The organism is Arthrobacter sp. 35W (assembly GCF_000482545.1).
GTDB lineage: Bacteria > Actinomycetota > Actinomycetes > Actinomycetales > Micrococcaceae > Specibacter.
In genome coordinates this window covers 2393730-2413439 of the sequence record NZ_KI519454.1, presented here as the reverse complement: position 1 = coordinate 2413439, position 19710 = coordinate 2393730, and the positions used below count along the sequence as shown (strand labels likewise).

Sequence of the window (19710 nt, the reverse complement as noted above, 5' to 3'; positions counted from 1 at the left end):
GGTGCCGGGCGGTCCGCGCACCCCACCGGGGCACCCTTGTGACGAACCAGACGGGGTGAAAAGTTCATCCCGGCTCCGCCAAGGACCTATCCTAGGACGATCATGAGCCATGCATCGAGGGGACCCCAGCACAGCGGGGCCGACGGCCGCCCGGGACGCCGGGAAATGGCCGAGCGGCCCATCGGCATCTTCGATTCCGGCGTCGGCGGACTCACCGTGGCCCGCGCCGTCATCGACCAGCTGCCCAATGAATCCATCCTCTACGTGGGGGACACGGCCAACGGCCCCTACGGCCCACTGCCCATCGCCGAAGTGCGGGCCAACGCCCTGGGCGTGATGGACGAGCTGGTGGATTCGGGCGTGAAGCTGCTGGTGATCGCCTGCAACTCCGCCTCCGCCGCGGTGCTCCGCGATGCCCGCGAACGCTACACGGCGCGCTACGGCATCCCCGTGATCGAGGTCATCCAGCCGGCCGTGCGCCGCGCCGTGGCCGCCACCCGCACCGGACATGTGGGCGTGATCGGCACCTCCGCCACGGTTGGCTCGCGCGCCTACGACGACACCTTTGCCGCCGCCCCGGACCTGCAGATCACCTCCGTGGCCTGCCCGGACTTCGTCCGCTTCGTGGAATCCGGCATCACCGCCGGCCCGGAACTCCTTTCCACCGCCCAGACCTACCTGGCGCCCCTGAAGGACGCCGGCGTGGACACCCTGGTGCTGGGCTGCACGCACTACCCACTGCTGACAGGTGTCATCGCCTATGTGATGGGCGATTCCGTCACGCTGGTTTCCAGCGCTGAGGAGACGGCCAAGGATGTCTACAAGGCTCTGGTCAGCCACGATCTGGAGCGCGTGGGCGACACACCGCCGCACCACAACTTCCTGTCCACCGGGGACGCCGGCCAGTTTGGCGTGCTGGCGCGCCGCTTCCTGGGGCCGGAGGTGCTGAGCGTAGAGCAGGTGACACATGTCTCCGCCCACTACCCGACCGGGTCCATGGCCCGGATCACCCCGGACATGATCGCCGCGGCCAAGCTGGAGCGCCCGCGGATCTCAAATTTTGTATTGAACGAGCCTGGGGAGCACGGATGAAACTGACCATAGTGGGCTGCAGCGGGTCCTTTCCCGGACCGCAGTCGCCGGCCTCGTGCTACCTTCTGACGGCGCACGACGGCGAACGCCCGTGGCGCATCCTGCTGGATCTGGGCAGCGGTGCCCTGGGCGCCGTGCAGAAGTACATGGACCTTGAGGACATCGACGCGATCTTCCTCACCCACCTGCACCCGGACCACTGCATGGACCTGTGCGGGCTGCACGTTGCCGTGCGGTGGAACCCGGAGGGCTGGGGCCCGGGCCGCATCCCCGTATGGGGGCCGGCGGCGACGGCGGACCGGCTGGCCACCGCCTACGGCCTGCCACTGGATCCGGGCATGCGCGAGGAGTTCGATTTCAAGCTCTGGACGGAGCGCGAGCCCGTGAAGCTGGGTCCGTTCACCATCACGCCCTACGCCGTGAACCACCCGATCGAGGAGTCCTACGCGCTGCGCGTGGACGTGGAGGAATTCGACGGTACAGGCGTGCCGCGCAGCGTGACCCTGGCCTACTCCGGCGACACGGATTCCTGCCAAGGGCTTGAGGATGCGGCCAAGGATGCCAACTTCTTCCTCTGCGAGGCGGCCTTCCAGGAGGGCCGCGACGACGGCATCAAGGATGTGCACCTGACCGGCAAGCGCGCCGCCGAGGCCGCGACCCGTGCCAACGCCCGCCGCCTGCTGCTCACCCACCTGCCGGTCTGGACCGACCCGGGCATCGTCGTCGCCGAGGCCCGCGCCGCATTCGAGGGCGATGTCGCAGTCGCCGTCGCCGGCGTCCACTACACGATCTGACCCTGGCCCGCCGAACAAACAGCTGCGGACAGTGTTGGGCGGTGTGACTGTCCCCAAGTGCTGGTTCGGTAGGCTTGGGGCATGACTTCGCCTGAAACCACAGTTCTGCGCGCCGACGGCCGCACCCCCGACCAGCTCCGCGACATCAGCATCACCCGCGGCTGGTCCAAGCAGGCCGAAGGCTCAGCCCTCATCGAGTTCGGCAACACCCGCGTGCTGTGCACCGCTTCCCTCACGGCCGGCGTGCCGCGCTGGCTCAAGGGCGAGGGCCGCGGCTGGGTCACCGCCGAATACGCCATGCTGCCCCGTGCCACCAACACCCGTTCGGACCGCGAGTCCGTCAAGGGCAAGATCGGCGGCCGCACCCACGAGATCTCCCGCCTGATCGGCCGCTCGCTGCGTTCCATCATCGACACCAAGGCCTTGGGCGAGAACACCATCGTGCTGGACTGCGATGTTCTGCAGGCCGACGGCGGCACCCGCACCGCCGCGATCACCGGCGCCTACGTGGCCCTGGCCGATGCCATCCACTATGCCCGAGAGAACAAGCTGATCGCCAAGAACGCCCAGCCGCTGATCGACACCGTGGCCGCCGTCTCCGTGGGCATCATCGACGGCATCCCGATGCTGGACCTGCCCTACGTCGAGGACGTCCGCGCCGAGACCGATATGAACGTTGTCGTCACCGGATCCGGCAAGTTCGTGGAGGTGCAGGGCACCGCCGAGGGCGCGCCCTTCGACCGCGACGAGCTGAACAACCTGCTGGACCTGGCCCTGCTGGGCACCTCGCAGCTGGCCCAGATCCAGCGCGACACCCTGGGTCTGTAGCAGTGGCCGCAACTCCGCGCCTGGTGCTGGCCACCCACAATCAGGGCAAATTGCGCGAACTCCGCGAGCTCCTGCGTGGACAAGTCCCCGGCCTGGACGTCGACACACAGGTGGTCGACGCCGGTGCCGTGGGTGCGCCGGATGTGAAGGAAACGGGCACCACCTTTGCCGAGAACTCGCTGCTGAAGGCTCGCGAGGTGGCCCGCCACACCGGGCTGCTGGCCATTGCAGACGACTCCGGCCTGGCAGTCGATGTGCTGGGCGGGGCTCCAGGCATCTTCTCGGCCCGCTGGTCCGGGACGCACGGGAACGACGGCGCCAATCTGGCGCTGCTGCTGGCCCAGCTGTCCGACATCGATGCCGACCACCGGGGCGCGGGCTTTGTCTGCGCCGCGGCACTGGCCAGCCCTGACGGCTCTCTTGAGGTTGTGGAGCACGGCGAGCTGCGCGGTACGCTGCTGGCCGCCCCGCGCGGCGAGGGCGGGTTCGGCTACGATCCCATCCTGCAGCCGCTGGGCATGGACCGCAGCTGCGCCGAGCTGGCCCCGGCGGAGAAGAACGCCATCAGCCACCGCGGCCAGGCCTTCCGGGCCCTGCTGCCGCACATCATTTCAGCACTGGCGTAGCCCACGCGCAGGCCTGGTCCCGCGTCGGTCTGGTCCCGCGCCGGCCTGGTCCAGTGCGGCACGCATGAAAAAGGCACCCGCCGTTGGGCGGGTGCCTTTTTCATGCCTGCTGCGAAGATCAGCTCTTGGCGGCCTTGCGGCGGTTGAAGAATGCCTTGGCAACCTCGATGATGATCGGCAGCACGGAGACCAGCACGATCAGGATGAAGATGATGTCCAGATTCTTCTGGACCCAGGGGAAACGGTCGCCGAGGATGTAGCCCAGCAGCGTCACGCCGCCGGCCCAGAGGACGGCGCCGATGGCGTTGAAGACGACGAAGTGGCGCATGTCCATGCGGGCCACACCGACGATGACCGGCACGAAGGTGCGCACGATCGGGACGAAGCGGGCCAGGATCAGGGCCTTGCCACCGTGCTTCTCAAAGAAGGCGTGGGCGTTCTCCACGTGCTCCTTCTTGAACAGCTTGGAATCGGGCTTGCTGAAGATGGCGGGGCCGGCCTTGACTCCGATCGCGTAGCCCACCTGGTTGCCCACGAAGGCACACACGATCAGCATGGCCATCAGCAGCCAGATGTTCACGGGCATCGTGCCGGTGCTGACCAGCAGGCCGGCGGTGAACAGCAGGGAGTCGCCCGGCAGGAAGAAGCCCACCAGCAGGCCTGTCTCGGCGAAGATGATGCCGCAGGCAATGATCACCACCCAGAAGCCCATGGCCGGGTTGTTCAGGATGGTCATCGGATCCAGCCAGTCGGGCAGGAAGCCCAGCGCAGGGGCGGGTCCGTGGCCGATCAACGCGGGCGCGGCAAAGTCACTGAGGGCAGAAAGTATCACCCTTCAAGGGTACGGGACCAAGCTGGACGCCGGCCTCCACCCCCGGGTGGACATTCCCACGCCAGAATCCCCTTGACAGCCCATTCCTAGGTTGTATGGTTAGTTACATGAGTAATGAACCGGCGAAGCGAGGAGGCTGCACACGTGATTGACGACAGCAAGCCGATCTTTCTGCAGATCGCCGAGATGATCGAGAACGACATCGTGGACGGCGTCCTGGCCGAGGAAAGCCAGGTCCCCTCCACCAACGAGTTTGCCGCGTTCCACCGGATCAATCCGGCGACGGCGGCCAAGGGCGTCAACCTGCTGGTGGACGACGGAATTCTGTACAAGCGGCGGGGGATAGGAATGTTTGTGGCAACGGGGGCAAGGGACAAGCTGGTGGGGCGGCGCCGGGACGAGTTCTTCGTCCAGTACGTCAAGCCGTTGGCGCGGGAGGCGCGGAAGCTGGGCATCAGCTCAGGCCAATTGGCCGAGATGCTCGGCAAGGAAATCGACACGGACGGGGCGCCTGGCCCCACGGAACGGGTGGTGGCATTGTGAGTGCGGAAATCATTCGGGTGGACGGCCTGACGAAGCACTACCGTGGCAGCGGGGACGGGGCACCGGCGCTGGACGGGGTCAGCTTCAGCATCGAGGCGGACAAGATCTATGGTCTGCTGGGCCGCAACGGCGCCGGCAAGACCACCATCATGTCCATCCTCACGGCGCAGGGCTTTGCCACCGCCGGCTCCGTGCGGGTCTTCGGACAGAACCCCTATGAGAACGAAAGGGTCCTCAACCGCATCTGCTTCATCCGCGAATCGCAGAAGTACCCTGACGATTTCAACGCCAACCACGCGTTCAAGGCAGCAGCGCTGTTTTTCGACAATTGGGACCAGAGCCTGGCGATGCGTCTGGCCAAGGACTTCCAGCTGCCCCTGAAGCGGCGGATCAAGAAGCTCTCGCGCGGCCAGCTTTCCGCCGTCGGCGTGGTGATTGGCCTGGCCAGCCGGGCCGAGCTGACCTTCTTCGACGAGCCCTACCTGGGCCTGGACGCCGTCGCCCGCCAGCTCTTCTACGACAGGCTGGTGGAGGACTACACCGAGTATCCGCGCACCATTGTGCTCTCCTCGCACCTGATCGATGAGGTGGCCAATCTGCTGGAGCACGTGATCGTGATCGACCAGGGCCGCATCATCATGGACGACGACGCCGAGAGCCTGCGCGGTTCCGCCGTCGCCGTGGCAGGGCAGGCCGCACGCGTGGAGGTGTTCACCGCCGGGCGGACGGTGATCCACCGGGAGGGCTTCGGCGCACTGGCATCGGTGACCATCGACGGCGTGCTGAGCGCCGGCGAACGGGCCGAGGCGGCGGAGCTGGGGCTGGAGCTGGCGCCCGTCTCGCTGCAGCAGCTGGTGGTCCGGCGGACCATCAAGGGCGCAGTCGACGATGGCAGCGCGGATGGCGCAGCACGGCAGGGCACCAAACAGGGGGATACAGCACGAATGGAGGCAACGCGATGAGCTGGGCAGTGGACAACAGGGCCGTGAAGGTTGCACGGATGCAGCTGATCAACAAGTGGACGTTTCTGGGGATCCCAGCGATCATTCTGACCGGATCATTCCTCCTGAGCCTGGCGGTCTTTGCCGTCATCCCGGTGCCCGATGCACCCAAGTACTCCGGCGCCGGCCAGGCGGTGATGTGGTACTTCTTCGCCCTCGGCATCCAAAGCCTGACCCTGACCTTCCCGTTCTCCCAGGGGATGAGCGTCTCCCGGCGCTCGTTCTTCCTGGGCACGGTGGGCCTGTTCGCCGTCGTCGCCCTGGTGGTTTCCGGGCTCTACGTCCTGCTGGGCATGGCCGAGGTCGCGACCAAGGGCTGGGGGATGAACGGGCGGATGTTCGCCCTGCAATGGATTGCTGATTCCGGTGTGGGTGTGCAGTTCCTCTTCTACTTCGCCCTGATGATGCTGCTGTTCATCCTCGGCTTCTGGTTCGCCACCGTCTACAAGCGCTGGGGTGCCACGGGCATGCTGGTGCTGTGGCTCGCCGTGGGTGTCCTGCTGGTGGGTCTGGTGGCGCTGGTCACCTGGCAGGACTGGTGGGCTCCCGTCGGCACGTGGCTGGCGGCCCAGGGGCCGCTGGGCATCACCGGCTGGTCCCTGTTGTTCACCGCACTGTTGGGCGGGGGAGCGTACCTGACCCTGCGCCGGGCCACCCCCTAGGAGTTGCCCGCAGGCTGCACCGGGCCGGGTCCCGCGGAGCGAGTCCGCGGGACCCGGCCCGCTGTTGTGCGGGAGCGGGTAGCCTTGATAGGTGCCTTTGGACTTCACCGCAATAGACTTCGAAACCGCTAACGGATTCCGGGGCTCGCCATGCTCCGTTGGATTGGTCAAGGTCCGCAACGGCGTGCTGGTGGAGGAAGCCTACTGGTTGATGCGCCCGCCCGCGGGGCATGACTACTTCGACCCCCGCAATGTGCAGATCCACGGCATCACAGCACCCCAGGTGGCCGGCGAACCCCGCTTCGGCGAGCTGTACGGCCAGATCCAGGACTTCATCGGCGCCGACGCGGTGGTGGCCCACAACGCCGCCTTCGACGTCGGCGTGATCCGTTCGGCGCTGGAGGTCTCCGGGCTTGCGGGCCCGGCGTTCGACTATGCCTGCACGGTGGTGCTCTCCCGCAAGAGCTACGCGCTGCCCTCCTATTCGCTGCCGTTCGTGGCCGAAGCGGCGGGGGTGCCGCTGCTCAAGCACCACGACGCCGTCGAGGACGCCCGCGCCTGTGCCGGCATTCTGGTGGACATTGCCCGCCGCCGCGAGGCTGACAGTGTGGCGGGCGTCTTTGCCTCCCTGAATCTGTCGGTCCCGCACCAGGGCGGCTACGACCCCGAGCGGGACGAGCTGTCCAAGCCGACCCGCGCCGCCATGGCCCGGGCTGAATCGGGGGAGGTCCCGGCTCCGGCGTTTTCGGGGTGGCCCGCCGAGGGACCCAACCCACCGGCCAACCTCGCAGCCGATCCGGCCCATCCACTGTTCGGCCAGACGGTGGTCTTCACCGGCAACCTCTCCCTGCCGCGCGGCACCGCCAAGGAACGGGCCGCCGAGCTGGGCGCCCAACCCGCCAGCGGCGTGACCCGCAAGACCACCGTGCTGGTGGTGGGCGGCGGCTTCGCCGCGGCGGATCTGCGCACCGGCCGCGTCACCTCCAAGGCCCGCCGTGTACTGGAACTGCAGCAGCGCGGACAGGGGATTGAGGTCCTCTCCGAGGGCGAATTCATGCAAATGATTGGCTAGCATGGCCCCATGCCCCACCCGCAGATGTACGACGACGACGATCCGCAGCTGGGACGGCTGCGGGCCATCGCGCTCGCCTTTCCCGAGGCCGTGGAGAAGATGGCCTTTGGCCGCCCCACCTTCCGGGCCGGGAAGATCTTCGCCTACTACGGACAGGGCCAGACGGGGCATCCGCGGCCCGAATCCATCCAGATTCTGCCGGACGAGGCCGAACGCCCCGCGCTGCTGGCCGATCCGAGGTTCTACATTCCCTCCTACATCGGCCCGTACGGCTGGCTGGGCCTGGACCTGAGCATGGGGGAGCCGGACTGGCAGGAGATCGCCGAGCTCATCGATTCCTCCTACCGGCGCATCGCTCCGGCGCGGTTGATCGCCCTGCTCGAGGCGGCAGGCTCCCCGGCCGGCGTCACCCGAAGCAATAATCATCCGCGGGACGGCCGGTAAATCTACGCTGGGGCTATGTCCGAGTCGATCAAGCAGTTCCCCGCAGCAACCGGCCTCACCCAGACAGCCCTCGAGCAGTCGCTGGGGGATGCGGTGGCCGGCCCGGCGCCGTCACGCTTGAAGCGCTTCTTTGCGTTCCCCAACCCGGTCAACGAGTATGCCGCCCGCTGCACCGCCGCCATTGTGGTGGCGCTGTCGCTGGCCGCGCTGATCAGCTCGCAGGGGTGGCTGCTGGTGGTCATCGCGGCGGGCTTCGTCCTGCGGGTGGCATTCGGCCCGCGCATCTCCCCGGCGGCACTGCTCTCGGTCAAGGTGCTGGCACCGCTCATCGGGGCGCCGAAGCTGGTGCCCGGCCCGCCCAAGCGCTTTGCCCAGGGCATCGGCGCCGTCCTGTCACTGGCCGCCGTCGTGCTGTTCTACACGGGCGTTCCGCTCGCGGCATGGGCCCTGGTGGGCCTGCTGGTGGTCGCTGCCTCGCTGGAGGCCTTTGCCGGCCTATGCCTGGGCTGCATGATCTTTGGCGCCCTGCAGCGGGCCGGCGTGATCCCGGCCAGCATTTGCGAGGCCTGCGCCGACGTCAGTCTGCTGCGCCCGTAACCCGCAGCAGTTCGGCGCCGATGGCCCGCACGAGCGCAGGCTCTTCGGCCAGGGCCAGCCAAGCCTGGGGCAGTGCGTCCTCGCCGTAATAGGCACCCAGAATGTTCCCGGCGATGGATCCGGTGGAATCGCTGTCGCCGCTGTGGTTGACGGCCACGCGGATGGCGGCCAGGAAATGCTCCACCGGCGAGATGTCCCCGGCGGTGGTGGCCAGTACGGCGTAGATGCCGATGGCCAGCGCCTCCTCCGCCACCCAGCCCTCGCCCAGGGCTGCGGTCAACGCCTCGGGCTCCAGCACGGGGCCTTCGGCCAGGTCCAGCGCCGCATCCAGACGGCGGAGCAGATCGGCATCCGCATTCGGCTCGGCGGCGGCCCGCTCCTTGGCAGCGGCGGCGGCGGCGCTCAGATCCAGCCCCAGCACCGCGATGGCATGGACCAGGGTGCTGAAGGCACCGGAGCTCTGCCGGGCCGAGGGGTGCCCGTGCGTCAGGGACGCGGCATCGGAGCTCAATTTGTAGACGGCCTCCGCGGGGATGTGCGGCACCAGACCGAAGGGGGCCGAACGCATCACGGTGCCGCAGCCCTTGGAATCGGGGTTGACGGGCCGCGCCTGGGTCCCCATGTTGCCGCTGGCGAGTCCGGACAGGCAGGCGGCCCCGGGGTGGCGGCGGTGGTGCAGCGTTTCCTGGGCGTCGATCCAGCGCGGCTGGGGGGTGGGGGCGTGCGACGGCGTTGGCTCGCCCTGGGTGGCCAGCCAGCGCAGGTAGGCCAGCCACAGGCAGGCATTGGCATCGGCGCCGATGCCCTGGTTGGCCCAGTCCAGCGCCTCCACGAGGGCATCCACCGTGTACAGGGTCATCTGCGTGTCATCGGAAAAATGCACGGGGCCGGCGGCCTGGGACAGGTCCACCAGCCCGGCCTCGCCGAAGCGCTCCCGGATGGTGTCGACGTCGTCGAACTCCACCAGATACCCCAGCGAGTCGCCCAGGGCGCCGCCCATCAACGAGCCCTGCACACGCGAGGCAAAGGAGGCGGGGTAGGGGTGCGTGGCGGGGGAATCAGTGACCATGCATCAAATCTACCGGCAGCACCGCCCGCTCGGCCCACTGCGCCCTGCGTGGGGACGCCCGGGCACTAGCGCCGCATGTGTGGTCGGCTGATGGCAGCCAAAGCGGAATGCTCGCATGTGACCTGGGAATGTGGCCGGCGTTTAGGTACGGTTCGGGGCGAGCTTGCCGGCCTCGTTCTTGGCCGTCTGAATGATGGCACGGAACCGTTCGTGTTCAAGGTAGTCCTCTCCCGGCCTGCGGATGACCCTGCCAAGGTAGGGATCCCGCTGCTCCAGCATCTTGTTTCCATGTCGTTGGGTGGTGTATCCGGCCAAGGTCTCCTCCAGTTCCTTAATTCCAACCCATCCGATGAGTATGGCGAGGGGCACAGTGGCAACAAGCATGGTGGCTAGGAGTACATATGCGAGCCACTATTGGGGTAGGCCGGAAACAGGCATCAAGAAGAAGGAGATACCAGCCAGCAGAACCACCGTTGTGTTCCTGTTTCGCCACCGCGCGAGCGTGAACGCGGAGGGTCCCGCCATAAGGTGGCGGTCAGGGGCGTTGTTGGCCATTCAGTAGCTCCATATCAAAAGCAAGTAAGGGTTCGCCGACAACGGTTGCCCGTATCCCATGCCCGCATGCAAATGACCGGCGGGCCCGAACCGGGGTTGAGAATGAAATGCCATCGAGTATCTGGCGGCTCATAGCCAGTGCGCTCCTGCAACCTTCACCAAGGGAGTGAATACAGAACGCGCAGAACATCAGCCAACCATGGACTCTAAGCCTGGGGCACGGGAATATTGTTTGTCCCCTGCGTGGCAACCCGTCGGTGATGGTAGGGCTGAATAGACCAGAATGTGGACGACCGTCCGTCAATACGTTTCGAAGATTGGTGGCCTTTGGCGACTCTCAGTGACTTCTACGACAGACTCTTGGCCAACCCACCTGGTCAGCTGCTAGTGGATGGCGCCACTGTCTATGTCGGTATTTCAGCGGTGTATGAGGCTGCAAAGATTGCCGGAGACATGGGCTTCTTGATACTCGGCGTCGATGGAGTTCAAACGAACGGCGCGCACGTGTTTCTCATGATCGACTACATAGCGGACTTGTCGGGTTCGAACGACGACCGCCCATGGAGTGAGAAGGCTTCGGCGACAGTGGAATTCTTTAAGGATATTCCGCAGGAATGGCTTGGCGGACCCCAATTTGTTGAGTTTGTCCTTCTTGGCGAGGACGAAGCCCGCCCGAGCTGGCCCTAGATGGTCCCGCGGGCCCTAGACCCGTCGCACCCTCCCGCACCCTCGCTGCGCTCGGGCGGGGCCCCGCGGGCACTAGCGCCGTCGTGCCCTCCCGCACCCTCGCTGCGCTCGGGCGGGGCCCCGCGGGCACTAGCGCCGTCGCACCCTCCCGCACCCTCGCTGCGCTCGGGCGGGGCCCCGCGGGCACTAGCGCCGTCGTGCCCTCCCGCACCCTCGCTGCGCTCGGGCGGGGCCCCGCGGGCACTAGCGCCGTCGTGCCCTCCCGCACCCTCGCTGCGCTCGGGCGGGGCCCCGCGGGCACTAGGCTTAGCGCGAGAACTTGTAACCATCCACCGCTTGAGGAGACCCATGCGCGAGCCTGCGTGGCGCCGCACCGGCAGCACCCCCGACTACCGATTCTCGCTGGCCAATGAGCGCACCTTCCTGGCCTGGATCCGCACGGCGCTGGCCCTGCTGGCCGGCGCCGTCGCCCTGGACCAGCTGGCCCCGGAGTTCGCCCCCGGCGTGCTGCGTGTGCTGCTGTGCATGGCGTTGGCCGGAATCGGCGCCGTGCTGGCGATTGTCAGCTACCGCCGGTGGAGCGCCCAGGAGCAGGCCATGCGCCACAACCGCGAGCTGCCGCACTCGTGGATGATGATGGGCATGAGCGTGGTGGTCTCCGCCGCCGCCCTGGTGTTCGCCGTCCTGATCCTCCTGCGGCCGTGAGCAGCGCCGTCGATCCTGCGCCCATCGACCGCGATCCCGGCCTGCAGCCCGAGCGCACGGCCCTGGCCTGGCGGCGCACCCTGTTGGCCGCCGTCGTCACCGATCTGTTGATCTGGCGCGGCTGGCTGGTCTCGCTGAACCGGGACCACAAGGCCGCCACTGGTCTGGTGGACCTGGACTTCTCGGCCCACAGCATCGGCCTGGGTATCTGTGCCGCGATGGCCTGCGTCGTCACGCTGGTGCTGGTCGCCGCGGCCGCCCTGCGGATCCGGCTGCTGCACAGCAGCCATGAACGGCACGGTGACGATCTGGCCTCTCCGGCCTGGCTGCCGGCCCTCTGCGCCGGTTCGGTGGTGGCGCTGGCTGCCACCGCCATGGCCGCCATCGTCCTGGGGCTGCCGGCGGGTTTGTGACGGTTGCCCGGAGCGTCACAGCTTTTCTTCATACTCGTGCAGTATCTTGTGTAGCGCGCCCACCACGGCACCAGTGCGCCGATATTGGGGCGGGCTTTACATTTTCCCGATCGACACCAACCTTTCGAAGGATTCACTACCCATGACAACACCCAGTACAGTTGCGGACCAGGGCACGGCCGTTGGCGCTTCGGCCCCGGCCGGTGGCTTCCCGTTGGCCGGACGGCTTGCCGCCGAGGGCCTTGGCACCTTCCTGCTGGTCTTTGCCGGCCTCGGAATCGCCCTGTTCAACGGCGCCTCCAGCAACTTCCCCGTGGGCATTGCCTTTGGTTTGGCCCTGGTTGCCGGCCTGATCGCCTTCGGCCACATCTCCGGTGGGCACTTCAACCCCGCTGTGACCCTGGGTTCGGCCCTCAGCGGGGCGACCAAGTGGATCGAAGCCCTTTGGTACGTGCTGGTCCAGGTGGTGTCCGCCACGCTGGCCACACTGGTGCTGTTCGCCCTGCTGAAGGTCTTCCCGGCCATCACCGGCGGCAACGGCCAGCTGACCACCCAGACGCTGTTCAACACACTGGCCAACGGCTACGGCGACCACTCGCCCAACCAGGTGCCGCTGATCGGTGCACTGCTCATTGAGGTCGTCGCGACCGGCATCTTCGTGGCCGTCATCCTCGGCGCCACGTCTGCGCGTGCCAACAAGGCTCTCGCTCCCGTGGGCATCGGTCTGGCCCTGGCCGTGTTGCTGACCGTGACCCTGCCGCTGACCAACGGTTCGCTGAACCCGGCCCGCTCCACCGCCGTCGTCTTCTTCGCCGATGGCTGGGCCTCCGAGCAGCTGTGGCTGTTCTGGGTTGCTCCGCTGCTGGGTGCCGCCCTGGCCGGTCTGTTCTTCCGCGCCTTCGCCGCCTCCACCCCGGCCGCCGTCGTGGCCGTTCACCTGTCCGACGCCGTTGCCGACGCCGACGTTATCGATGACGCCGCCGTCGAGGCGACGCCCGAGGAGACCACCATCGTGCTCCCGCAGCCGGTTCCGGCCTCCAACGACGCCCAGGACTTCTTCGACAAGCCGGAGAAGCCGCGCGCCTAGTCCCCACCCGCTCCCGAATCTCGCTCCGCTCGGTTCGGGTCCCTCGCGGGCGTGGGCCCACCACCCGTGGGCCCACCCACCCGTGGGCCACACGCCCGTGGCACCCCTAACGGCTCCTCCCGGCAATTGCTGTCGGTGGGAGCCGTTAGCGTTAGGGTATGCGTTTACTTCACACCTCGGACTGGCATTTGGGACGCTCCTTCCACGGCGTGGGCATGCTGGCCGCGCAGCAGCGCTTTGCCGCCCAGCTGCTGGAGACGGTGGCCCGCGAGCAGGTGGACGTGGTGCTGGTGTCCGGCGACGTCTACGACCGTGCCCTGCCGGGGGTGGATGTGGTGTCACTCCTCGATTCCCTGCTGGCGGACCTGAGCGCCGCCGGTGTGGCAGTGGTCCTCACCAGCGGAAACCACGATTCCGCCACCCGGCTGGGCTTTGCCGGCCGGGTGATGTCCGCCGCTGGGATCCACCTGCGCACGAGGATCGCGGATCTGGCCGATCCCGTGCTTTTCGAGCTCGACGGCGGCCGGCTGGCCGTCTACGGGCTGCCGTTCCTGGAGCCGCGGCTGGCCGCCGGGCCCCTGGAGGCCGCGGATTCCACACATTTCGCTGTGACGGAGGCGGCCCTGGCCCGGGTCCGGGCCGATCTTGCCACACGCCCCGAGGGGACCCAGGTCGTGGTGATGTCCCACACCTTTGCCAGCGGCGGCATCACGAGCGCCAGCGAAAGGGAACTGAGCATCGGCGGCCTCGGCGCCGTGCCCCTGGACCTGTTCGACGGTTTCGCCTACACGGCCTTGGGCCACCTGCACGGGCGCCAGATTCTGGCCCCGAATGTGCGCTACAGCGGCTCCCCGCTGCCGTATTCCTTCTCCGAGGCCAACCATTCCAAGGGTGCCTGGCTGGTGGACATCGACGCCTCCGGCGTCCAGGCCGTCACACCTGTGGAGTGGGCCGCCGACCGCCGGCTGGCCGTGCTGCGCGGACCCCTGGAGGAGCTGCTGGCGGACGAGGGCCTCGCCTGGGCCGAAGGCGCCTATTGCCAAATTAAGTTGACCGACAACGACCGCCCCGCCCAGGCGATGGAGCGGCTGCGGGAACGCTTCCCGGATACATTGGTGCTGGGCTTCGAGCCGGAAAATGCCCAGGCCAGGGAACGGCAGAGCTACAGCTCCCGGGTGGCCAGTGCGGGCAATGAAATCGAACTGTGCTGCGGGTTCCTTGACCACGTCCGGTCCCGCCCCGCTTCGCCCGGCGAAGAGGCTGCCCTGGCCCGCGCCGTCGAATCCGCCCGCATGATGGAGGCTGCCCTGTGAGAATCCACCGGCTGGAAATCCAGGCCTTCGGACCGTTTGCCCAGCGCCAGGTGGTGGACTTCGACAGGCTCGGTGCCGAGGGGCTGTTCCTGCTCAATGGAGCCACCGGCGCGGGCAAGTCCAGCGTGCTCGATGCCATCTGCTACGCCCTGTACGGCTCGCTGCCCGGGGCCCGTGCGGATGCCAGGAACCTGCGCAGCCACCACGCACCCGAGGGGTTGGAGCCGCAGGTGGTGTGCGAGTTCAGCGCCCGCGGCCGCCACCTGGAGGTCACGCGCAGCCCCGCGTGGCTGCGGCCCACCAAGCGCGGATCCGGAACCACCACCCAACAGGCCCAGACCCAGCTGCGCGAGCTTTCCGCCGCGGGCTGGGAGGCAAAGTCCGCCCGCAACGACGAGGCTTCCACCGAAGTGCTGGACCTGCTGGGGATGTCCAAGGAGCAGTTCACCAAGGTGGTGCTGCTGGCCCAGGGGGACTTTGCCGCGTTCCTGCGCGCCTCAGCCAAGGACCGCCAGGAGCTGCTGCAGAAGCTCTTCGGCACCGACATCTATGAGACGGTCCAGGAGCGCGTGCTGGCCGATGCGAAGGCCGCCGCGGAGGATGTGAAGGGCAGCGAGGATGCGCTGCTGGGCGCCGAACGCCTGGCCCGCAGCCAGGTGTCGGGCGTGCTGGGCACGGCGGCCGATGCTGCTGCCGATCCGCTTGACCTGGAACAGCTGCACGGGGCGGCGCTGTTCGACGCCCTCACCGGTGCCGTGGATTCCGAGCTGGCCGTTGCACGCGGGAATGCAGAGGCCCTGGCCAATGATGCGCTGGCGGCTTCGGTGGCTCTTCAGGAGGCACAGGCCCGGCAGGAGCGGCAGGCCAAGCTGGCCGCCGCCACGGCCGAACGGGACAGGCTGGCCGCGATTGAGCCGGAAACAACCGTCTGGAAGGCCGCACTGGAGCAGCACGGTGCCGCGGCCCTGCTGGCACCCCACCTCGGAGCGGTGGACGCGGCCGATGCGGCAGTGGCCAAGGCCGCCGCCGCGCTCGGTGCTGCAGAGGCTGCCGCAGCCGGGGCCTCCGGCGAGGCCCGGTCCCTGATGGGGCCCGACGCATTGGAGCCCGACGGCGGCGCGGCGGTTCCGGCCGGATTGAGTGTTGAGCAGTTGGACGGCCTCCACAGCCAGCTGACAGGAACGCTGGCCATTGTGGAATCCGCACTGCCCCAGGAACAGCTACTGCTCACGCTGCGGGCACAGGCCGCGGCCACGGCGCGGGCCTTGGACGCCGCCCTGGCCGCGGCCGAGGCGCACGAATCAGCCGCCCACACGGCCCGGCAGTCCCACACGGACAGCGCCGCCGCTCTGTCCGCCCTCGCCGAATCGGCAGGCCGGGCGCCGGCACTGGCGAAAGCGGCAGAGGAGGCAGCGGCGCTCGTAGCGGCTGTCGTGGCCCACACGGCGCAGCAGAAACGTGTTGCCGGGCTGGCACAGGTGGACCTGTCCCGGCGCGAAGATGCCGTGGCCGCAAAGACGGCATGGCTGGACGCGGTGGATCTGCGCCTGTCGCTGGCCGCCGGCGAGCTGGCAGCCAAACTCGTCGATGGCGAGCCCTGCCAGGTCTGCGGCAGCAAGGAGCACCCCGAGCCGTCTCCGCTGGCGGCCACGGGTGCCCAGGCCGCGGGGGAGGAGGCCGCGGCCAAGGAGGCGGCGGAAGCCGCAGAGGCTGCCGCGGCCCTCGCAGGCACAGCGCTGGCCGCAGCCCGCCAGGAGCTCTCGCTCTTGGCCGGGCGCGGCGGCGACGCCGATGCCATCGCTGTCCAGGAGGCGGCGGAGGCAGCACGCACCGCCGCAGCCACCGCGGCGGCCGCAGTCGTCGACCTGGCATCCCTGCGCGCCACCCTTGATGCGCTGGCCGCCACCACGGAGGCGGAGTCTGCGCTGGCCACGGACGCCCGCACCACGGCAGCGGCCCACGCGGCCACGGCCGCGGCGCAGCAGGAGTCCATCGCGGCGGCCGCATCCGCCCTTGACCATGCCCGGGCCGGGTTCGCCACGTTGGCCCAGCGGCTGGCCCCACTCACCGAAGCCAGGGATCTCGTGGCAGGCAGGCTGGCCGCAGTGCGCGGCCGGGACACGGCCGCCGCGGCGCACGCGGCGGCAGTCCAGAACTTGGCGGCCGCCTTGGATCTGTCACCCTTTGCCGACGCCGCGGCCGTCACGGCGGCGCTGCTGGCAACTGCCCAGTCCGAGGACCTGTCCGAACGCCTCACCGCGTTTGCGGGGGACCGCATCCGCAACGAGGCCGTCCTGGCCTCCGACGATGTCCGGCAGGCACTCGCCGACGGGTCCACTCCGCAGGACGATGAATCGGTCGCGGCATTGCGCGAAGCCCATCTGGCGGTGCAGCAGGAATCCAAGGATGCCGCGGTCCGTGCCGGGCTGGTTGCCAATGCTGCAGCGGCCCTGGCCGCGACGGCGGCCCGGCATGCCGAGCTGGACGGCGGCGCCGCGCCCCAGCGGGAGAGGGCGCGGCTGCTGGGCGATCTCGCCGAAACCCTGCGGGGGAATGGCGAGAACGCCTACAAGATGACCCTCACCAGCTATGTCCTGGCCGCCCGGCTGGAGCAGGTGGCGCTCGCCGCCTCCGAACGCCTGGCCACCATGAGCGATGGCCGCTACACGCTCAGCCATTCGGATGCGCTGGCCGGCCGCGGAGCCAAGTCCGGGCTGGGCCTGGCAGTGGTGGATGAATGGACGGGCATCCGCCGCGACACCACCTCGCTGTCCGGCGGGGAATCCTTCATGGCCTCGTTGTCCCTGGCCCTGGGCCTGGCGGATGTGGTCCAGCAGGAGGCCGGCGGCCTGGACATCGAGACGCTCTTTGTCGACGAGGGCTTCGGCTCCCTGGACGAGGCCTCGCTGGAACAGGTCATGGACGCCCTGGAAGGTCTGCGGGACAGTGGGCGCGTGGTGGGTTTGGTCAGCCACGTGGCCGATCTGAAACTGCGGGTCCCCGCACAGCTCCACGTCCACAAGGGCCGCACCGGTTCCACGCTGGCCATGGGAGGACTGGCCGCCGCCGCGGTATAATCGCACTGTTATCCGGGTTGTGCGCATCGGGAGGGGGGACGATGCGCTTTTTGAGCGAACCGGAAATACTGTGAACCCCCAAGTTTCCACCCCCATCCACGCCCCCACCCGGTCCACCGGCCGCTATGCCAAGCTGCCGCAGCTGGCCGGCCGCGGCTACATTCCGCTGGGGCTCTTTGCCCGCATTCCGCTGGCCATGCTGATTGTCGGCACGCTGACGCTTGTCACGGCCGCCAGCGGCTCCTACGCCATCGGCGGTTTCGCAGCCGGTGCCGTGGGCATCGGATCTGCCATCGGTGCACCACTGCTCGGCTTCCTCGCGGACAAGCTTGGCCAGCGCCGCGTGCTGCTGGCCTCCGCCGTGCTCAACGCCCTGGCAGTTGCCGCCGTCGTGCTGTTGACCTACCTGGCCGGGTCCTTCGATACCGGCCACACCGTCATCGTGCTGGCCACAGCCCTGGTTGCCGGCTCCACATCCCCGCAGGTGGGCCCCATGTCCCGCGTGCGCTGGATGGCGCTGAGCAAGAAGCTGCCGGCCGCAGAACGAGGGCCGCTGGTGGACACCGCCCTGTCCCTGGAGGGCACCGCGGATGAGATCACCTTTGTGCTGGGCCCGGCACTGGTGGGTGTGCTCGCCTCACTGGTGGCACCCTGGCTGCCGCTGGCCCTGGCCGCCGTCATGACGCTGGTCCTCGTATCCCTCTTCGCCGTCCACCCCACGGAGAAGGCCGTCACGGCGCACCGCGCGCCCGGATCGGTCAACGGCACCACGCCCGCCCCGAGCGAATCCATCAGCTGGCTCAAAGTCGGCATCCCGGTGGCAGCCATGCTCTGCATGGGCATGTTCTTTGGCTCCTCGCAGACGGCGATCAGTGCCTTCATGGGTGTGTTTGCCTCCGTCGACCAGACGGGCCTGATCTACGCCGTCATGGGCTTCAGTTCCGCATTCACGGCATTGTCCGTGGCCTATTGGCCAGCCTCGATCAGCCACCCGGTGCGCTGGGTGGCTGTGTCCGCGCTGATGGTCCTGGGCGCCGCAGGCCTGCTGCTGGCGGACTCCGTGCCCATGATGATCGTGATGCTGCTCTTCCTCGGCCTCTCTGTGGGGCCCACCATGGTCACCATCTTCAGCATCGGCGGCATGGTGGCCCCGGCGCGTTGGATGGGCACCGTGATGACGGCGCTGGCAAGCGGCATCGTGGCCGGCACGGCACTTGGTGCGGCCATTGCCGGCTCCGTGGCGCAGGATTCGGGCTACCACAGCGCCCTGCTCGTTCCTGTGGCTGCGGCCGGCCTGCTGTTCATCCTGGGCGCCGTGACGACGCTGGTGCTGCGCAGGCGCTGACGGGGCGGTTGGGGCTCTTCGACGGCTAGACTCGCAGCAACTGCCGTGGCATGTGCGGCGCGTTGAATCTTTGGGGGAGTCAATGAAGCCTATTGTCCTTGTTGCTGCGGCATGGCTGGCCACGGCGTTGACAGCCGTACTTGGTGTCGCTGCGGCCGGAACCATCTGGTTCTACATGGAGCCCGTGGTGGATCTGGTGGATGATCCCGCCAGCTACTACGTCGCCGTCGTTTCAGGGTTCGCCGCGCTGGGGCTGAGCTTTGCCGTCAGCCTGGGGCTGACGATCCACGTGCTCCGCTGCTCTGCCCGGACCGCCGAGGCTTAGAGCAGCCTGGCCCTGACGCAGAAGGCCCCCGGCACGGAATCGTCCGTGCCGGGGGCCTTCTGCATGCGATCCGGTTGACGCCGGGTCAGTCCTGCGGCGCCGCCGTCGAACTCCCGGGGTGCGGGTGGCCCAGCGTGGTGGACCCCGACACGGGGGTCAGCCCGAGCCGGCGGACCACCTCGGCGGCCTCCTCGGCGGGGGTGCGTCCGACGTCGATCACGATGCTGTTCTCCTCCGGTCCCGGGGGCTCCAGCGTGGAGATCTGCGAATCCAGGAGCGTTGGCGGCATGAAATGGTCCAGGCGCGCCGTGAGCCGGCGCGAGATCTGGTCCTTGGAACCGGAGAGAAGCACGAAGACTACGTTCTTCTCCCGCAGCCGGTCCCGGTAGACCTTTTTCAAGGCGGAGCAGGTGATGACGCCGGGGATGCCGGCCATGGTGTGCTCAATGATCCACGAGGAAATGGTGTCCAGCCACGGCCACCTGTCCTCGTCGGTGAGCGGGTGTCCAGCGGCCATCTTCTCCACGTTTTCCGCGGGGTGGAGATCGTCGCCCTCCTCCAGGTCCCAGCCGAGCTGGCCGGCCAGGATCCCTGCCACCGTCGATTTGCCGGAGCCGGAGACTCCCATGATCACGAGAACGGG

At 68.2% G+C, this 19710-nt stretch carries 22 protein-coding genes; 18 read left to right on the top strand and 4 right to left on the bottom strand.

Going from position 1 to position 19710, the window contains the following annotated elements; all coding sequences use genetic code 11:
- Positions 1 to 165 precede the first annotated feature (165 nt).
- From murI to rdgB, 4 genes are all read left to right on the top strand, one after another.
- Positions 166 to 1092: a glutamate racemase gene (gene murI, locus K254_RS0110770; RefSeq protein ID WP_051389057.1), complete on the top strand. Its 927-nt coding sequence runs from the start codon at positions 166 to 168 to the stop codon at positions 1090 to 1092.
- The gene (locus K254_RS0110765) at positions 1089 to 1886 is read left to right on the top strand and encodes an MBL fold metallo-hydrolase (RefSeq protein WP_026555363.1); all 798 of its coding nucleotides are present in this window, start codon (positions 1089 to 1091) and stop codon (positions 1884 to 1886) included. Before murI ends, K254_RS0110765 begins: the two co-directional genes overlap by 4 nt.
- Positions 1887 to 1967: 81 nt before the next feature.
- Complete coding sequence (gene rph, locus K254_RS0110760; RefSeq protein WP_026555362.1) at positions 1968 to 2714, top strand: ribonuclease PH; 747 nt, start codon at positions 1968 to 1970, stop codon at positions 2712 to 2714.
- 2 nt (positions 2715 to 2716) lie between these two features.
- On the top strand, positions 2717 to 3340 hold the full coding sequence (gene rdgB / locus K254_RS0110755; RefSeq protein WP_026555361.1) for an RdgB/HAM1 family non-canonical purine NTP pyrophosphatase: 624 nt from the start codon (positions 2717 to 2719) through the stop codon (positions 3338 to 3340).
- A 118-nt stretch (positions 3341 to 3458) separates the two neighbouring features.
- On the opposite strand, the gene K254_RS22845 is transcribed toward rdgB, so the two are convergent.
- A complete protein-coding gene (locus tag K254_RS22845) occupies positions 3459 to 4172 on the bottom strand; it encodes a VTT domain-containing protein (RefSeq protein ID WP_442853047.1) in 714 nt (237 codons plus the stop codon).
- 144 nt (positions 4173 to 4316) lie between these two features.
- Here K254_RS22845 and K254_RS0110745 point away from each other — a divergent pair, with 144 nt between their 5' ends.
- The 6 genes from K254_RS0110745 to K254_RS0110720 all read left to right on the top strand — a co-directional run bounded on the left by K254_RS0110745 (position 4317) and on the right by K254_RS0110720 (position 8491).
- Positions 4317 to 4715, top strand: coding sequence for a GntR family transcriptional regulator (locus K254_RS0110745; protein WP_026555360.1), 399 nt, complete (start codon positions 4317 to 4319; stop codon positions 4713 to 4715).
- Positions 4712 to 5677: an ABC transporter ATP-binding protein gene (locus tag K254_RS0110740; protein ID WP_035749214.1), complete on the top strand. Its 966-nt coding sequence runs from the start codon at positions 4712 to 4714 to the stop codon at positions 5675 to 5677. The genes K254_RS0110745 and K254_RS0110740 overlap by 4 nt, the downstream gene beginning before the upstream one ends.
- Entirely contained in the window at positions 5674 to 6378 is a 705-nt protein-coding gene (locus K254_RS0110735; protein WP_231391814.1) for a hypothetical protein, read from the top strand. The genes K254_RS0110740 and K254_RS0110735 overlap by 4 nt, the downstream gene beginning before the upstream one ends.
- Positions 6379 to 6469: 91 nt before the next feature.
- Complete coding sequence (locus K254_RS0110730; RefSeq protein WP_026555357.1) at positions 6470 to 7450, top strand: exonuclease domain-containing protein; 981 nt, start codon at positions 6470 to 6472, stop codon at positions 7448 to 7450.
- 9 nt (positions 7451 to 7459) lie between these two features.
- Positions 7460 to 7894: an MmcQ/YjbR family DNA-binding protein gene (locus K254_RS0110725; protein WP_026555356.1), complete on the top strand. Its 435-nt coding sequence runs from the start codon at positions 7460 to 7462 to the stop codon at positions 7892 to 7894.
- Between the two features lie 15 nt (positions 7895 to 7909).
- Positions 7910 to 8491, top strand: coding sequence for a DUF4395 domain-containing protein (locus K254_RS0110720; protein ID WP_026555355.1), 582 nt, complete (start codon positions 7910 to 7912; stop codon positions 8489 to 8491).
- Here K254_RS0110720 and K254_RS0110715 read toward each other — a convergent pair.
- Both K254_RS0110715 and K254_RS25685 read right to left on the bottom strand, forming a co-directional pair.
- On the bottom strand, positions 8472 to 9560 hold the full coding sequence (locus K254_RS0110715; RefSeq protein WP_026555354.1) for an ADP-ribosylglycohydrolase family protein: 1089 nt from the start codon (positions 9558 to 9560) through the stop codon (positions 8472 to 8474). The two genes, K254_RS0110720 and K254_RS0110715, sit on opposite strands and share 20 nt — an antisense overlap.
- A gap of 141 nt (positions 9561 to 9701) precedes the next feature.
- Entirely contained in the window at positions 9702 to 9944 is a 243-nt protein-coding gene (locus K254_RS25685; RefSeq protein WP_155848504.1) for a hypothetical protein, read from the bottom strand.
- Positions 9945 to 10400: 456 nt separating this feature from the next.
- Between K254_RS25685 and K254_RS0110705 the strand changes: the two genes are divergently transcribed.
- The 8 genes from K254_RS0110705 (at position 10401) to K254_RS0110670 (ending at position 19067) form a co-directional block, all read left to right on the top strand.
- The gene (locus K254_RS0110705) at positions 10401 to 10802 is read left to right on the top strand and encodes a hypothetical protein (RefSeq protein ID WP_155848503.1); all 402 of its coding nucleotides are present in this window, start codon (positions 10401 to 10403) and stop codon (positions 10800 to 10802) included.
- A 348-nt stretch (positions 10803 to 11150) separates the two neighbouring features.
- Entirely contained in the window at positions 11151 to 11507 is a 357-nt protein-coding gene (locus tag K254_RS0110700) for a YidH family protein (protein ID WP_051389056.1), read from the top strand.
- Positions 11504 to 11920: a DUF202 domain-containing protein gene (locus K254_RS0110695; RefSeq protein WP_026555351.1), complete on the top strand. Its 417-nt coding sequence runs from the start codon at positions 11504 to 11506 to the stop codon at positions 11918 to 11920. The genes K254_RS0110700 and K254_RS0110695 overlap by 4 nt, the downstream gene beginning before the upstream one ends.
- Positions 11921 to 12062: 142 nt before the next feature.
- Positions 12063 to 13007, top strand: a complete 945-nt coding sequence (locus K254_RS22840; RefSeq protein WP_035749207.1) for an aquaporin — start codon at positions 12063 to 12065, stop codon at positions 13005 to 13007.
- Between the two features lie 158 nt (positions 13008 to 13165).
- Positions 13166 to 14320: an exonuclease SbcCD subunit D gene (locus K254_RS0110685; protein ID WP_026555350.1), complete on the top strand. Its 1155-nt coding sequence runs from the start codon at positions 13166 to 13168 to the stop codon at positions 14318 to 14320.
- Positions 14317 to 17397, top strand: a complete 3081-nt coding sequence (locus tag K254_RS0110680) for an AAA family ATPase (RefSeq protein WP_026555349.1) — start codon at positions 14317 to 14319, stop codon at positions 17395 to 17397. Before K254_RS0110685 ends, K254_RS0110680 begins: the two co-directional genes overlap by 4 nt.
- Positions 17398 to 17467: 70 nt before the next feature.
- A complete protein-coding gene (locus tag K254_RS0110675; RefSeq protein WP_026555348.1) occupies positions 17468 to 18742 on the top strand; it encodes an MFS transporter in 1275 nt (424 codons plus the stop codon).
- Positions 18743 to 18824: 82 nt separating this feature from the next.
- Complete coding sequence (locus K254_RS0110670; RefSeq protein WP_026555347.1) at positions 18825 to 19067, top strand: hypothetical protein; 243 nt, start codon at positions 18825 to 18827, stop codon at positions 19065 to 19067.
- Positions 19068 to 19152: 85 nt separating this feature from the next.
- Here the strand turns inward: K254_RS0110670 and K254_RS22835 are convergent, their stop codons facing one another.
- Entirely contained in the window at positions 19153 to 19695 is a 543-nt protein-coding gene (locus K254_RS22835; protein ID WP_051389183.1) for a gluconokinase, read from the bottom strand.
- Between the last annotated feature and the right edge of the window lie 15 nt (positions 19696 to 19710).